This is a genomic window from Streptomyces sp. NPDC005262 (assembly GCF_042872425.1).
Lineage (GTDB): Bacteria > Actinomycetota > Actinomycetes > Streptomycetales > Streptomycetaceae > Streptomyces.
The window spans coordinates 182629-196886 of record NZ_JBIAKK010000015.1; the positions used below are offsets into that span (position 1 = coordinate 182629).

Annotated in this window: 10 protein-coding genes; all 10 read left to right on the top strand. The window is 70.6% G+C overall.

Annotated features, from left to right (window positions below; translation table 11 throughout):
* Nucleotides 1-84 precede the first annotated feature (84 nt).
* Nucleotides 85-2514, top strand: coding sequence for an ATP/GTP-binding protein (locus ACFYP5_RS30200; protein ID WP_389041883.1), 2430 nt, complete (start codon nt 85-87; stop codon nt 2512-2514).
* 175 nt (nt 2515-2689) lie between these two features.
* Nucleotides 2690-4261, top strand: coding sequence for a PucR family transcriptional regulator (locus ACFYP5_RS30205; protein ID WP_389041884.1), 1572 nt, complete (start codon nt 2690-2692; stop codon nt 4259-4261).
* 198 nt (nt 4262-4459) lie between these two features.
* Nucleotides 4460-5905, top strand: coding sequence for an aldehyde dehydrogenase family protein (locus tag ACFYP5_RS30210; RefSeq protein ID WP_389041885.1), 1446 nt, complete (start codon nt 4460-4462; stop codon nt 5903-5905).
* Between the two features lie 333 nt (nt 5906-6238).
* On the top strand, nt 6239-8185 hold the full coding sequence (locus ACFYP5_RS30215; protein WP_389041887.1) for an acyl-CoA dehydrogenase family protein: 1947 nt from the start codon (nt 6239-6241) through the stop codon (nt 8183-8185).
* Between the two features lie 90 nt (nt 8186-8275).
* Nucleotides 8276-9523: a 3-phosphoshikimate 1-carboxyvinyltransferase gene (aroA, locus tag ACFYP5_RS30220; RefSeq protein ID WP_389041889.1), complete on the top strand. Its 1248-nt coding sequence runs from the start codon at nt 8276-8278 to the stop codon at nt 9521-9523.
* Nucleotides 9524-9602: 79 nt separating this feature from the next.
* Nucleotides 9603-10187, top strand: coding sequence for a hypothetical protein (locus tag ACFYP5_RS30225; RefSeq protein WP_389041890.1), 585 nt, complete (start codon nt 9603-9605; stop codon nt 10185-10187).
* 179 nt (nt 10188-10366) lie between these two features.
* Entirely contained in the window at nt 10367-11092 is a 726-nt protein-coding gene (locus ACFYP5_RS30230; RefSeq protein ID WP_389041892.1) for a hypothetical protein, read from the top strand.
* Between the two features lie 220 nt (nt 11093-11312).
* Nucleotides 11313-12566, top strand: a complete 1254-nt coding sequence (dxr, locus tag ACFYP5_RS30235; RefSeq protein WP_389041893.1) for a 1-deoxy-D-xylulose-5-phosphate reductoisomerase — start codon at nt 11313-11315, stop codon at nt 12564-12566.
* A complete protein-coding gene (locus ACFYP5_RS30240) occupies nt 12563-13873 on the top strand; it encodes a M50 family metallopeptidase (RefSeq protein ID WP_389041895.1) in 1311 nt (436 codons plus the stop codon). Before dxr ends, ACFYP5_RS30240 begins: the two co-directional genes overlap by 4 nt.
* 208 nt (nt 13874-14081) lie before the next feature.
* Nucleotides 14082-14258, top strand: a 177-nt coding sequence (locus ACFYP5_RS30245; protein WP_389041914.1) for a flavodoxin-dependent (E)-4-hydroxy-3-methylbut-2-enyl-diphosphate synthase, incomplete at its 3' end; no start/stop codon positions are given.

The following is a 14258-nucleotide window of genomic DNA, read 5'->3' on the forward strand; positions in this document are numbered from 1 at the left end:
GCCACTGGGCACTAGATTGAGGGGATCGGGGCGCCTGTGCCCGTGGTTACCGGTCGGCGCTGGTCAGGGGACGAGGGACAGCACATGGACACCGAGGGCACGTACGACTCACGAGGCACCCGCTCCGGTCATTCGGTGCCGCGCCCGGCCGGCCCGCCACCGCCCGCACTGCCGCCCATGCCGGGCCACGCACCGGCCACCGGCCCCTCCCTCGGGGACTGGCTGCGCATTCCCAGGCCCCTCGCGGAACCGGGCGTCTGGCGGTCCGGACACACCGACCGGCCCGCCGAGGAGGCGGAGCGCACGCCCGACCGCACGCTGCTGAGCGGAGCGGTGATCTCGCTCCTTGCCTGCATCCTCGTCTGGTCGCTCTGGCGCAATGGTTACATCCCGTACTGGCGGGTCCCGCTGGAGCTGTTCACTCCCGACGACTGGTGGGGACCGTTCGGCGATCAGCCGCTGACCCATGGGGCGGTACGTGCGCTCGAGATCTACCGTCTGCTGATCATCGGAGCCATCGTCTACGGGTTCGGCCGGTTGGGTAACTGGCCCGCCGCCTTCGAGCGCTCGGTCGCCGGCCGAGGACCCGCCGCCCGCGAGGCCGGTGCGGCGGGGGGCGCGCTGCTGGTCTGGATCCTCGTGTGGACGGGGACGGTGCCGGGGATGGAGCTCACCTTCAGCTTCGTGGCCGGCCCGTGGATGGGCACCGACCGCACCCTGACCACCGTGGTCACGTACACGCTGTACGCCCTGATCACCCTGGTGATCGTGTGGCCGTTCGCGAAGCTGGGCCGATGGTCCCGGCTGCGCCGCAGGAATGCCGACGGCTCCCGCTCGCCGCATCCGCCGGGGGCAGGGGCCGGCATCCCGGGCGCGCGTGGAACCGCGGACCGGGGCACGGCCCGTGAGGCAGGCCACGGCGCGGAGGCCCGGACGGCGGGTGGCGAGGACGATCCGGCCGAGTGGCCCGACCTGCGCGCCGCCGGACAGGGCCAGGTCGCCGCCAAGCTCGCGCAGGAGGCCCGGTCGGGCCGGATGAACGACGTCGACTACGCCCGTATCCGACGCGCCTGGACCTCCGTACGTGCCGACAGCACCCGGCTGCCCGCCTTCACCGACACCGTGCTGCGCAACGGCGCCGCCGCCTGCACCCACCCCTCCGGCGCGCGCGATCTCCCGGTCCGCTCCGCCCGGCACGATCTGCTCGTCGACCAGGTCAGGCTCGGCACGGTCGACGACAACGAGCGCAACCCCTATGCGCGCCGCGGCAGCGGGATCGCCCTCGACCCCGGACTGCTCGGCACCTCCCTGCTCGCCGTCGGACCGCCGGGGGCGGGCAAGAGCCGCGCACTGATCCGGCCCGTCGTCGAATCCCTCGCCCTTCAGGCGCTCGCCGGGCGGGCCGCCGTCGTCGCGGTGTGCGCCACCGGCACCCAGCTCGGCGCCGACGAGGGGTTCGACGTCGTGGTCAAGCTCGGCGACCCGGCCTCCGTCCACGACCTCGACCTGTACGGCGGCACCACCGACCCCGACGAAGCCGCGGCCGTCCTGGCCGAGGGGCTCGTCGGGGACCTCCCCGAAGTGGACAGCAGACGAGCCGCCACCGCCCTCGCGCAGCTCCTCGGCCCCTACCGCGTCGCCCACGGCCGCTTTCCCTCGGTCCCGGAACTGCGGGAGCTGCTGGACGGTGTCCCGGCCGCGCTCGCGGCACTGCGCGAGGCCGTTGACGCGGCGGGTGGACGGAGCATGCACCGCGAACTCGACGCCCGCGCCCGCCAGTCCGGCGCTCCCGGAGACCCGGGACCCGCACTCGCCGACCGGGTCGCGCTGCTCGACCGGCCCGCGTTCGCCGACTTCTTCGACACCACGGGCAAGGCCCGCCCCTTCTCCCTGCGGGCCCTGGAGCACCCGCTCAGGGTCCGCATCGATCTGCCCGAACGCGGTCACGCCGAGGCGTCGCGGATGCTGGCCCGTCTGGTCCTCGCCCAGTTCACGGCGAGCGCGGCCGCCCGCGCCGACCGCTCCCTCTTCGCCTGCCTGGTCCTCGACGACGCGACCCGCACGCTGACCCCCGACACCGTCCGTGGCATCCAGCGGCTGCGCTCCGCGCACGCCGGGGCCGTACTCACGCTGCGCACCCTCGACGATGTCCCGGAGAGCCTGCACACGGCGCTGCTGGGCGCGGTCGGCTGCCGGATGACGTTCTCCGGGATCACCACCTGGGACGGCAAGCGGTTCGCCGAGGCATGGGGTACGGAATGGGTCGAGACCCGGGACGTCACCCAGCGCACGGTCTTCGCGGACCAGCCGATGACCCGGGCCATCCACGCCTTCCGCAAGCTGGTCACCGGGAAGGCGGTGACCACCGACGCGGTGACCGTGCGCCAGGTCGAGCGGGAACGCTGGTCGGCCTCCGAACTGGCCCATCGCGTCCCGGCCGGACACGCGGTGCTGTCTCTGACGACGGTACGAGGGGAGCACGCGCCACCCCTGCTCGTGAACCTGAACGGCTGAACCGCGGCCCGGGCGGCCATGACGTGCGGGCCGGGCCCACCGCAGCGGATCCGGTGGGCCGCGGCGGCATCCGGGTCACTGAGAGTGGTTACGGCTGACCCTGCCGTCCTGGCAGAATCGGGAGGAGCCGTTCGTACGGGACGGCGAAATCGACTCCCGAAGGTCCCGCGGTCCCATGCCCCCCACTCTCGCCTCGCTCGTCCAGCACTCGGCGCTCAAACTCACGGTGCGTGCGGGGGCGGACCGGCTCGACGCGCCGGTGCGCTGGGCGCACGCCAGCGAGCTGGCCGACCCCGTTCCGTACATGGAGGGCGGCGAACTCCTCCTCGTCACCGCCACCAACCTCGACGCCGAGAACCCCGAAGCGATGCGTCGGTACGTGCGACGGCTGGCCGCCGCCGGAGTCGTCGGACTCGGCTTCGCGGTGGGCGTCAACTACGACGAGGTGCCGCAGCCGCTGATCGACGCCGCCGAGGAGGCGGGACTGCCGCTCCTCGAAGTCCCGCGCCGCACCGCCTTCCTCGCCATCGTCAAGGCCGTCTCGTCGGCGATCGCCGCCGACCAGTACCGGGCCGTGACAGCGGGCTTCGAGGCCCAGCGCGATCTCACCAAGGCCGCACTCGCCGGGGAGGGGCCCGGTGAACTTCTCAGCCGGCTCGCCGCCCAGGTCGACGGCTGGGCGGCGCTGTACGACGCCTCCGGCGCCGTCGTGGCCGCCGCCCCTGATTGGGCCGCCCGCAGAGCGGCCCGGCTCACCCCCGACGTGGAACGCCTGCGAGACCGCCCCGCCCCGGCGAGCGTCGTCGTCGGTGACTCCGACGACCGGGTCGAGCTGCAGACTCTGGGCACCGGCCGCCGGGCCCGCGGCGCCCTGGCCGTGGGCACCGGGTCGGCCCTCGGTACCGCCGAGCGGTACGCCGTGCACTCGGCCGTCGCCCTGCTGACCCTCACCACCGCCCGCTCCCGCGCCCTCCAGGGCGCCGAACTGCGGCTGGGCGCTGCGGTGCTCCGGATGCTCCTCGCCGGCCAGCCGGACCACGCTCGGGCCGTTGCCGGAGACCTGTACGGAGGGCTGCTCGACGCCCCGTTCCGTTTGCTGATCGCGGAGGCGTCCGACCCGGCGACACCGGTGCTGCTCGGCGAGGCGATGGAGTCGGCGGCCGCCCGGTCCGGGGAGGCCCTGCTGATGGTCCCCGAAGGAGAACGGCTCGTCGTCCTCGCCGCGGACGGCGGCGCGGCCGTCGCAGCCTGCGCGGCGTACGCACAGGCCCAGGAGGAGCGAACCCCGCACGACCAGGCGGCGCCGGAGGACACCGAGGTGGTCGTCGGGCTGTCCGCACCGGCGGGTCCGACCGCTGTCTCCGCCGCGTACAAGCAGGCGGAACAGGCACTCTCCGTCGCCCGCCGCAGGGGCAGGGCCATGGTCGAGCACGAGGAGCTGACGGCCGGCTCGGTCCTGCCGCTGCTCGCGGACGACGCGGTCCGGGCCTTCGCGGACGGCATGCTCCGCGCCCTGCGCGAACACGACGCGAAGGGCCGAGGCGACCTGGTCGCCTCGCTGCGCGCCTGGCTCAGCCACCACGGCCAGTGGGACGCGGCCGCGGCCGACCTGGGCGTGCACCGCCACACCCTGCGGTACCGGATGCGGCGGGTGGAGGAGATCCTGGGCCGTTCCCTGGACGACCCGGATGTGCGGATGGAGCTGTGGCTGGCACTGAAGGCCACGAGTTCCCTGACGACGCCCTGAGACGAAGCCCGTCCGGGCCTCGGACACGTAACCGCTCGCCGGCCCCGGTCGCGGTGAACTGTTCAGGTGGTCCGGGTCATCCGACAAACCGGCGCATGCCCGGCCGCTTCTGCTCCGCACCGGACAAACGCCAGGCCGACGGTACGGCCCTACCGTGGGGGACAGGACACCCCACGACTCCGAAGGGCCGGAACTTCCATGACTTCCACCCACGCCTTCTGGCTCGCCGGCCGCCAGGCCACCGGCGAGGACAGCTTCGACGTCACCAACCCCTGGGACGGCCGTCTCGTCGGCACGGTCAGCGTGCCGACCGACGCGCAGGTCGAGGAGGCCGTCGCCGCCGCGCACGCCGTGCGCGAGGAGTTCGCTGCGACGCCTGCCCATGTCCGCGCCGCCGCGCTCGACCACGTCGTACGGCGTCTCGTGGAGCGCACCGAGGAGATCGCCCAGCTGATCTCCGCCGAGAACGGCAAGCCCATCAAGTGGGCACGCGGTGAGGTCGGCCGCGCCGTCTCCGTGTTCCGGTTCGCCTCCGAGGAAGCCCGCCGCTTCAACAGCGGCGAGGCGCAGCGCCTCGACACCGACGCCGGTGGCACCGGTCGTCTCGGGCTGACCCGTCGCTTCCCGCGCGGCACGATCCTCGGTATCGCGCCCTTCAACTTCCCGCTGAACCTGAGCGCCCACAAGGTGGCCCCGGCCATCGCCGTCGGCGCCCCGATCATCCTGAAGCCCGCCCCGGCCACCCCGATCTCGTCGCTGATCCTCGGTGAGCTGCTTGCCGAGACGGACCTTCCGGCCGGTTCGTGGTCCGTGCTCACGGTGCCCAACGACCGCATGCCCGCACTCGTGCAGGACGAGCGGCTGCCCGTGATCTCCTTCACCGGGTCGGCCGCGGTCGGCTACTCGATCATGGAGTCGGTGCCGCGCAAGCACTGCACCCTGGAGCTCGGCGGCAACGGAGCGGCGGTCGTCCTCGGCGACTACGCCTCCGACGAGGACCTGGACTGGGCCGCGACCCGTATCGCGACCTTCTCCAACTACCAGGGCGGCCAGTCCTGCATCTCCGTGCAGCGTGTCATCGCGGACGCCGCGGTCTACGACCGGCTCGTCCCGAAGATCGTCGCGGCCGTCGAGGCCCAGGTCACCGGTGACCCGTCCGACGCCACGACCGATGTCGGCCCGCTGGTCAACGAGGACGCCGCCAAGCGTGTCGAGTCCTGGGTCGACGAGGCCGTGCAGGCCGGTGCCCAGCTCCTCGCCGGCGGCAAGCGGGACGGCGCGACCTACGCCCCGACCGTGCTGACGGAGCTCCCGGACGGCGTCACCCTCGCCTCCGAGGAGGTGTTCGGACCGGTGCTCACGATTCAGAAGGTGGCCGGCGAGGCCGAGGCCTTCGCCTCCGTCAACTCGTCCAAGTACGGCCTGCAGGCAGGTGTGTTCACACACGACCTGCAGACCGCGTTCCGCGCCCACCGCGCGCTCGAGGTCGGCGGCGTCATCATCGGTGACGTCCCCTCCTACCGCGCCGACCAGATGCCGTACGGCGGAGCCAAGCAGTCCGGCGTCGGCCGCGAGGGTGTTCGCTACGCGATGGACGACTACACCTACGAGCGCGTGCTGGTCCTCACCGGCCTCGCCCTGTAGTCCGTAAGCAGGATCGAACCGGTCCACCACAGCCGCCTGTGATCCGCCTGGACAGCACGACAACAGGCGGCAGACGAACGGCCGGAGCCCACTGTGCGGGGGTTCCGGCCGTTCCTGCTTCCTCCTCCCACCCGGCCCGGCCGCAGTTCGCCAGTTGAACGTGCCGCTGGAGTGGCTCGCGACCCGATCGGCGTCGGAGGGCTGGTGAGCGCGGCAGGAATCGGGTACATACGGACGAGTAGCACCGGTTGGTATGCCTCGGCAGGCGCGCATGCGCGCTCGGCGCGGACCGGCCGGGTCCGCCCACCGACAACGCGGCGAGGTGAGCTCCTCATGACCGCACCATCCGCTCCAAAGAACACGCCCAAGGTCACCGAGCGTGAAGCGCGTCAAGTGGCCGAAGCCGCACGCGAGCAGGACTGGCGCAAGCCCAGTTTCGCCAAGGAACTCTTCCTCGGCCGCTTCCGGCTGGACCTGATCCATCCGCATCCACTGCCGGCCGCCGACGACGTCCGGCGCGGCGAGGCGTTCCTCGCCCGGTTGCGAGAATTCTGCGAAACCAAGATCGACGGCGCTCTGATCGAGCGTGAGGCGAAGATCCCCGACGAGGTCATCAACGGCCTCAAGGAGCTCGGCGCCCTCGGGATGAAGATCGACCCGAAGTACGGCGGCCTGGGACTGACCCAGGTCTACTACAACAGGGCGCTCTCCCTGGTCGGCTCCGCCAACCCGGCGATCGGCGCGCTGCTCTCCGCCCACCAGTCCATCGGCGTACCGCAGCCGCTGAAGCTCTTCGGCAGCCAGGAGCAGAAGGACACGTTCCTGCCCCGGCTCGCCCGCACCGACATCTCGGCGTTCCTTCTCACCGAGCCCGATGTCGGCTCCGACCCTGCCCGGCTCGCCACTTCGGCCGTTCCGGACGGTTCCGACTACGTCCTCGACGGTGTGAAGCTGTGGACGACCAATGGTGTCGTCGCCGACCTGCTGGTGGTCATGGCCCGTGTCCCGAAATCGGTCGGCCACAAGGGCGGCATCACCGCGTTCGTCGTGGAGGCGGACGCCCCCGGTGTCACCGTGGAGAACCGCAACGCCTTCATGGGGCTGCGCGGGATCGAGAACGGCGTGACCCGCTTCCACCGCGTCCGGGTACCGGCAGCCAACCGCATCGGCCCCGAGGGCGCCGGTCTCAAGATCGCCCTCACCACCCTCAACACGGGACGGCTGTCCCTGCCCGCCATGTGTGTCGGCGCCGGGAAGTGGTGTCTGAAGATCGCCCGCGAATGGTCGGCGGTCCGCGAGCAGTGGGGCAGGCCGGTCGCCCGGCACGAAGCCGTCGGCGCCAAGATCTCCTTCATCGCCGCCACCACCTTCGCCCTGGAGGCCGTCGTCGATCTCGCCTCCCAGATGGCGGACGAGGACCGTAACGACATCCGGATCGAAGCGGCCCTGGCCAAGCTGTACGGCTCCGAGATGGGCTGTCTGATGGCCGACGAACTGGTCCAGATCCGTGGCGGCCGGGGCTTCGAGACCGCCGAATCCCTCGCCGCCCGGGGCGAGCGTGCCGTACCTGCCGAGCAACTCCTGCGGGACCTGCGGATCAACCGGATCTTCGAGGGCTCCACGGAGATCATGCATCTGCTGATCGCCCGTGAGGCCGTCGACGCCCATCTGAAGGTCGCGGGTGACCTGATCGACCCCGACAAGCCGCTCTCCGCCAAGGCGAAGGCAGGAGCGAACGCGGCCGGTTTCTATGCCCGCTGGCTGCCCAAACTCGTCGCAGGCCCAGGACAACTCCCTGGCACCTACAACGAGTTCCATCCCTCCGGCCACCCGGACCTCTCCACCCATCTGCGTTACGTCGAACGCTCCGCCCGCAAGCTGGCCCGCTCCACCTTCTACGCGATGTCTCGCTGGCAGGGCCGCATGGAGACCAAGCAGGGCTTTCTCGGCAGGATCGTCGACATCGGAGCGGAACTCTTCGCGATGAGTTCCGCCTGCGTCCGCGCCGAACATCTGCGTACCACCGGTGATCACGGCCGGGAGGCCTACCAACTCGCCGACGCCTTCTGCCACCAGTCCCGCATCCGGACCGAGGAACTCTTCAACCGCCTCTGGTCCAACACGGACGACCTCGACCGACGTGTGGTCGACGCCGTCCTGAACGGTGCGTACACCTGGCTGGAGGAGGGGGTCGTCGACCCGAGCGGCGAAGGCCCCTGGATTGCCGATGCCACCCCCGGCCCGGCGACCAGGGAAAACGTTCACCGCACCATCCGCTGACCGTCGGCCGCCCGGGCCGGCCGGGCGGGGTGCGTCCACTCGCTGGACGCGCCCCGCCCGGCCGCGCGCCGCGCGGCAGGATGGCGGCCCGTGACCGTCATCCACATCCCCGGCTCCAAGTCCGTCACCGCACGCGCCCTTTTCCTGGCCGCCGCCGCGGAGGGCACCAGCACCCTCGTACGTCCCTTGTGCTCGGACGACACCGAGGGCTTTGCCGAGGGTCTCGCACGCCTCGGTTACGACGTGGCGAAGGAAGCGGACCGCTGGCACATCGAGGGCCGCCCGGCCGGACCCGCCGCCACCGAGGCCGACATCTACTGCCGCGACGGAGCCACCACGGCACGCTTCCTGCCCACCCTCGCCGCGGCCGCCGCCTCCGGCACGTACCGCTTCGACGCCTCCGCGCAGATGCGCCACCGGCCCCTTGCCCCGCTCACCGAGGCACTGCGCGCGCTCGGCGTCGATCTGCACCACGAGGCCGCCGAGGGCCACCATCCGCTGCGGGTCACCGCATCCGGGATCAAGGGCGGCGAACTCACCCTGAACGCAGGGGAGTCCTCCCAGTACCTCACCGCACTGCTGATGCTCGGGCCGCTGACGGCGGAAGGGCTCCGGATCACCGTCACCGACCTGGTCTCCGCTCCGTACATCGAGATCACCCTCGCGATGATGCGCAGCTTCGGCGTAGAGGTGACCCGCGGCGGCCACGACGACAACGTCTTCAACGTGCCGCCCGGCGGCTACCGGGCCACGCCCTACGCCATCGAGCCCGACGCATCCACCGCGAGCTACTTCTTCGCCGCGGCAGCCCTCACCGGCCACGAGGTCACCGTCGCCGGCCTCGGCAAGGACGCGCTCCAGGGCGACCTGAGGTTCGTCGACGTACTGGGTCGCATGGGCGCCGAGGTGCGGAGCACCCCGGATTCCACCACCGTCCGGTCCAGTGGCACGCTCCGCGGACTCACGGTCAACATGCGCGACATCTCCGACACCATGCCGACGCTGGCCGCGCTCGCGCCCTTCGCCTCGGGGCCGGTACGCATCGAGGACGTCGGCAACACCCGGGTGAAGGAGTGCGACCGGCTGGAGGCCTGTGCGCAGAACCTCCGGAGGATGGGCATCACCGTCGAGACCGGTCCGGACTGGATCCAGATCCACCCCGGTAACCCGCACCCCACCGAGATCGTCACCCATGGCGACCACCGCATCGTGATGTCGTTCGCCGTCGCGGGACTGAGGGTTCCCGGCATCACGTACGACGATCCCGGCTGCGTGCGTAAGACGTTCCCTCAGTTCCACCAGGCATTCGCGGAGTTCGCGGAACTCACGAACCGTTAGGGTTCCTGGGCCCACGCCGTTCCCGGGAGTTTTCATGTCCACGCCGCCCCATCACCCGTTTCCTCCTTTCGGATCCGTCATGTCGTGCCACATCTGCGGTGCGATACCCGCCGTCCACACCGTGGTTCGGGGACACCAGGGTCTGGTCGTCACGCTCCGCTTCCTGACCGAGGAAGGCGCCTTCTGCCGTACCTGCGGAACCGCCACCTACCGCAGGATGACGTCCAACACCCTGTGGCAGGGCTGGTGGGGCCTGCTGTCCGTGTTCGCCGCCCCGGTCACCATGCTGATGAACATCGGCGCCCGCTCCCGGATCCGCGCCCTGCCCCATCCGGTGGGGAATCTGCGTCCTCAACTCGCCCCCGGCCGCCGTGTCCTGGCCCGCCCGCCCGCGCTCGCCATCATGACCGTTTTGGTCCTGGCGCTCGCCACTCTCGCCGTACCCGGGCTGCTCCCCGACACCCGTCCCACGTTCACGGCCGGAGACTGTGTCCGCAACAACGCGGAGTGGCCCGAGCAGGACCTGGAAGAGGTCGGATGCAGCTCGCCCGAGGCCGAGTTCTGGATCTCGGCCGGAGACAAGTGCTGGGGCAAGGACTGGCTGCTGTACCTGGACTACAGCGCCGAGAACAAGGCCCTGTGCGCGCACCCGATGTCGAAGTAGGCACGTCCGGCAGGACCGGCACCGTGGGCATGCAGCACAATCGGGGGCGTCGATCAAGAACGACGGACTCCAGCACGACCCGCAGAGCCTGCGGAAGAGCCGGCGTCACCAACAGCGAAATGGGGGCAGGGATGTTCGGGGTGGGTATCCGGCGCGGACAGCGGCGCCGAGCCGCGGCCGTGACGATTGCAGTCGCGATGGCTCTGGGGGCAACCGCGTGCAGCAGCGACGAGGACAGCCCGGGTGGCCGGGGCGGGCCCGGCGGCGCGAGCAAGGACGACAAGAAGCCCTCGGCGTCCGCCCACGGGCCCAAGGCGCTCAGCGAGGCGCGGCTCAAGGCGGCTTCGTTCACCGACGGGCAGACCGTCGGCAAGTACACGGCCTCCGAGTACGCCCTCGACGGTCCACTCGGCGACGCCTACACCGCAGATCCCGCCGGCTGCCAGCCGCTGGTCAGCCTTGCCGGTGAGGTCAGCGACCACCACCCCGCCGCCCAGGTCCAACGCAAGGTCGACATTCCCGACGAGATGCTCGGCATCACCGTCGATGTCACCCTCCGGTCGTACTCCGACGGCGATGCGGCCGAGGTCATGAAGGCGCTCGGCAAGGCCGGCAAGGACTGCGCCGGGGGATTCACCGAGGAGCGGGCCCTTGCGAGCGCGAAGTATCTGAAGGTCGAGCCCGCCGAGGCACCCGACTTCGCGGCCGAGGCCGACGAGGCCGAGGCCTACCGCTTCACCATCCTCGACGTGAAGGGGAAGCTGAAGCTGTACGAGTACCTCACCGTCGTCCGCTCCGGCTCCACCACCCTCGCCTTCCGCGGCGAGATCCCCGGCACCAAGGACATGGGCGGCATCCCGCAGGACGTCATGACCGCGCAGTGGACCAAGTTCCGCGCAGCATGATCGCCGGGCTCGCCCGGCTGTTCCGGTACGCCCCGTATGTGATCGCCTCTGCCCTGCCGGCCCGGTTCGTGCAGCGGTGCGACGAACTCCTCGTGGACCGAGCCCGGTGGCCCGTGGCCCGGCGGCTGCCGGCATTCACAGGAACGCTGCCGGAGCTCCTCCCGGAATTCTCCGGGACGCGCTGTCAACCCGCTGGGCCGATGCGGCAACAATGGGGGGCATGAGCGACAGCCCTGCCCCCCTCGCCGACCCGCATCTCGTCTTCGACGCAGCGGAAGGCCGCCGGGATCTCGTCATCCTCGGCTCCACCGGGTCCATCGGCACCCAGGCCATCGACCTGGTGCTGCGCAACCCCGACCGCTTCCGCGTCACCGCGCTCTCCGCCGCAGGCGGCCGGGTTGCCCTCCTCGCCGAGCAGGCACGGCAGCTGAGGGTACGCACCGTGGCCGTCGCCGCACCGGACGCGGTGCAGGCCCTTCGCGAGGCGCTGCGCGAGCAGTACGGGGCCGGGGAGCCGCTGCCCGAGATCCTGGCCGGTCCCGACGCCGCCACGCAGCTCGCCGGGAGCGACTGCCACACCGTGCTGAACGGGATCACGGGCTCGATCGGCCTCGCCCCCACGCTCGCCGCGCTCGAGGCGGGCCGCACGCTGGCCCTCGCCAACAAGGAGTCGCTGATCGTCGGCGGCCCGCTGGTGAAGGGACTGGCCAAGCCCGGCCAGATCATCCCGGTCGACTCCGAGCACGCCGCGCTCTTCCAGGCGCTCGCCGCCGGTACCCGTGCCGACGTGCGAAAGCTTGTCGTCACCGCGTCCGGCGGCCCCTTCCGGGGACGGACGAAGAGCGAGCTGGCGAACGTCACGCGCGAGCAGGCCCTCGCGCACCCGACCTGGGCCATGGGCCCGGTGATCACGATCAATTCCGCCACCCTCGTCAACAAGGGGCTGGAGGTCATCGAGGCCCACCTCCTCTACGACATCCCGTTCGACCGGATCGAGGTCGTCGTCCACCCTCAGTCGTACGTTCACTCCATGGTGGAGTTCACCGACGGCTCCACCCTCGCCCAGGCCACCCCGCCGGACATGCGCGGACCGATCGCCATCGGCCTCGGCTGGCCGGAGCGGGTTCCGGACGCGGCACCCGCGTTCGACTGGTCGAAGGCCTCCACCTGGGAGTTCTTCCCGCTCGACAACGACGCCTTCCCGTCCGTGGGACTGGCCAGGCACGTGGGCACGCTCGGCGGCACCGCCCCGGCGGTGTTCAACGCCGCGAACGAGGAGTGCGTGGACGCTTTCCTGGCAGGACGGCTGCCTTTCAACGGAATCATGGATACGGTCACGGCGGTGGTGTCCGAACACGGCACACCGTCGACGGGAACTTCGCTCACGGTCGCAGACGTCCTGGAAGCGGAGACCTGGGCGCGGGCCCGGGCCCGGGAACTCTCGGCGAAAGCGACAGCGGAGGCGCGCGCATGAGTATCACGACGGTCCTGTTGACGATTCTGGGCATCGTCATCTTCGCCATCGGCCTGCTGTTCTCGATCGCCTGGCACGAGCTCGGTCACCTGTCGACCGCGAAGCTCTTCGGTATCCGCGTCCCCCAGTACATGGTCGGCTTCGGCCCGACCATCTGGTCGCGGAAGAAGGGCGACACCGAGTACGGGATCAAGGCGATTCCGGCCGGGGGCTACATCCGCATGATCGGCATGTTCCCGCCCGGTCCGGACGGGAGGATCGAGGCACGCTCCACCTCGCCGTGGCGCAGCATGATCGAGGACGCCAGAGAGGCCTCCTTCGAGGAAATCGAACCGGGTGACGAGAAGCGTCTCTTCTACACGCGCAAGCCGTGGAAGCGCGTGATCGTGATGTTCGCCGGACCGTTCATGAACCTGGTCCTGGCCGTCGCGATCTTCCTCGGGGTCGCCATGACCTTCGGCTTCCAGACGCAGACCACCGAGGTCGCGGGCGTCCAGAAGTGCGTGATCGCGCAGAGCGAGAAGCGTGACACCTGCAAGGCGAGCGACCCGGTCTCGCCCGCGCAGGCCGCCGGACTGAAGACCGGCGACAAGATCGTCGCCTTCGACGGACGGAAGGTGGACGACTGGTCCACCCTGTCCGACCGGATCCGCGAGACGATCGGCCCCGCCACCCTCACCGTTCAGCGCGACGGCCAGGAGATGACCCTGCACGCCGTGCTGCAGAAGAACTCGGTGGCGAAGAAGGACTCCAACGGCGAGGTGGTCCCGGGCAAGTTCGTCCCGGCCGGATACCTCGGCTTCGCGGCTCAGACGGACATCGTGCCGCTTTCGTTCGGTGACTCGGTCGTCCGCATGGGCGACATGATCGAGAACGGTGTCGACTCGATCATCGCTCTCCCGTCCAAGATCCCGGATCTGTGGAACGCGGCATTCGGTGACGGCGAGCGGGCTGCGGACTCCCCGGTCGGTGTGGTCGGTGCCGCCCGGATCGGCGGCGAAGTGATGAACCTGGACATTCCGGCGACGAACCAGATCGCGATGATGCTGTTCGTGCTCGCAACCTTCAACCTCTCGCTGTTCCTCTTCAACATGCTGCCCCTGCTGCCGCTCGACGGCGGGCACATCGCCGGAGCGCTCTGGGAGTCCGTGCGACGCAACGTGGCACGGGTCTTCAAGCGCCCCGACCCCGGCCCCTTCGACGTGGCCAAGCTGATGCCAGTCGCCTACGTCGTCGCCGGTGTCTTCATCTGCTTCACACTGCTGGTCCTGGTGGCCGACATCGTCAACCCGGTCAAGATCTCCTGACCGGCAGGGTGCGTGGTTCGTACCCTGCTCGCCGCCCGCATCGCGTGCACCACAGGTGGCGGCCGGACGTACACCCGGTGTCCGGCCGCCCACCTTTGTGCTCAGTCGGGGATGCGGTGTGCTCCGGGATCTCACCCGTGGCGTAACCTCGGAGGCCGGAGCCCGCCGATCTCGGGACCTTGATCCACACCTTGGGGATGCTCAGCGAATGACTGCGATTTCTCTCGGAATGCCGTCCGTTCCGACCAAGCTCGCCGACCGGAGGGTCAGCCGCAAGATCCAGGTCGGGTCGGTGGCGGTCGGTGGGGATGCGCCGGTGTCGGTGCAGTCGATGACCACGACGCGGACGTCGGATGTCGGTGCGACGTTGCAGCAGATCGCGGAG

Coding starts and splice junctions, on each gene's coding strand:
- dxr (WP_389041893.1), top strand. CDS start 11,313: ATGAGCGACAGCCCTGCCCCCCTCGCCGACCCGCATCTCGTCTTCGAC.
- ACFYP5_RS30205 (WP_389041884.1), top strand. CDS start 2,690: ATGCCCCCCACTCTCGCCTCGCTCGTCCAGCACTCGGCGCTCAAACTC.
- ACFYP5_RS30210 (WP_389041885.1), top strand. CDS start 4,460: ATGACTTCCACCCACGCCTTCTGGCTCGCCGGCCGCCAGGCCACCGGC.
- ACFYP5_RS30215 (WP_389041887.1), top strand. CDS start 6,239: ATGACCGCACCATCCGCTCCAAAGAACACGCCCAAGGTCACCGAGCGT.
- ACFYP5_RS30200 (WP_389041883.1), top strand. CDS start 85: ATGGACACCGAGGGCACGTACGACTCACGAGGCACCCGCTCCGGTCAT.
- ACFYP5_RS30240 (WP_389041895.1), top strand. CDS start 12,563: ATGAGTATCACGACGGTCCTGTTGACGATTCTGGGCATCGTCATCTTC.
- ACFYP5_RS30225 (WP_389041890.1), top strand. CDS start 9,603: ATGTCGTGCCACATCTGCGGTGCGATACCCGCCGTCCACACCGTGGTT.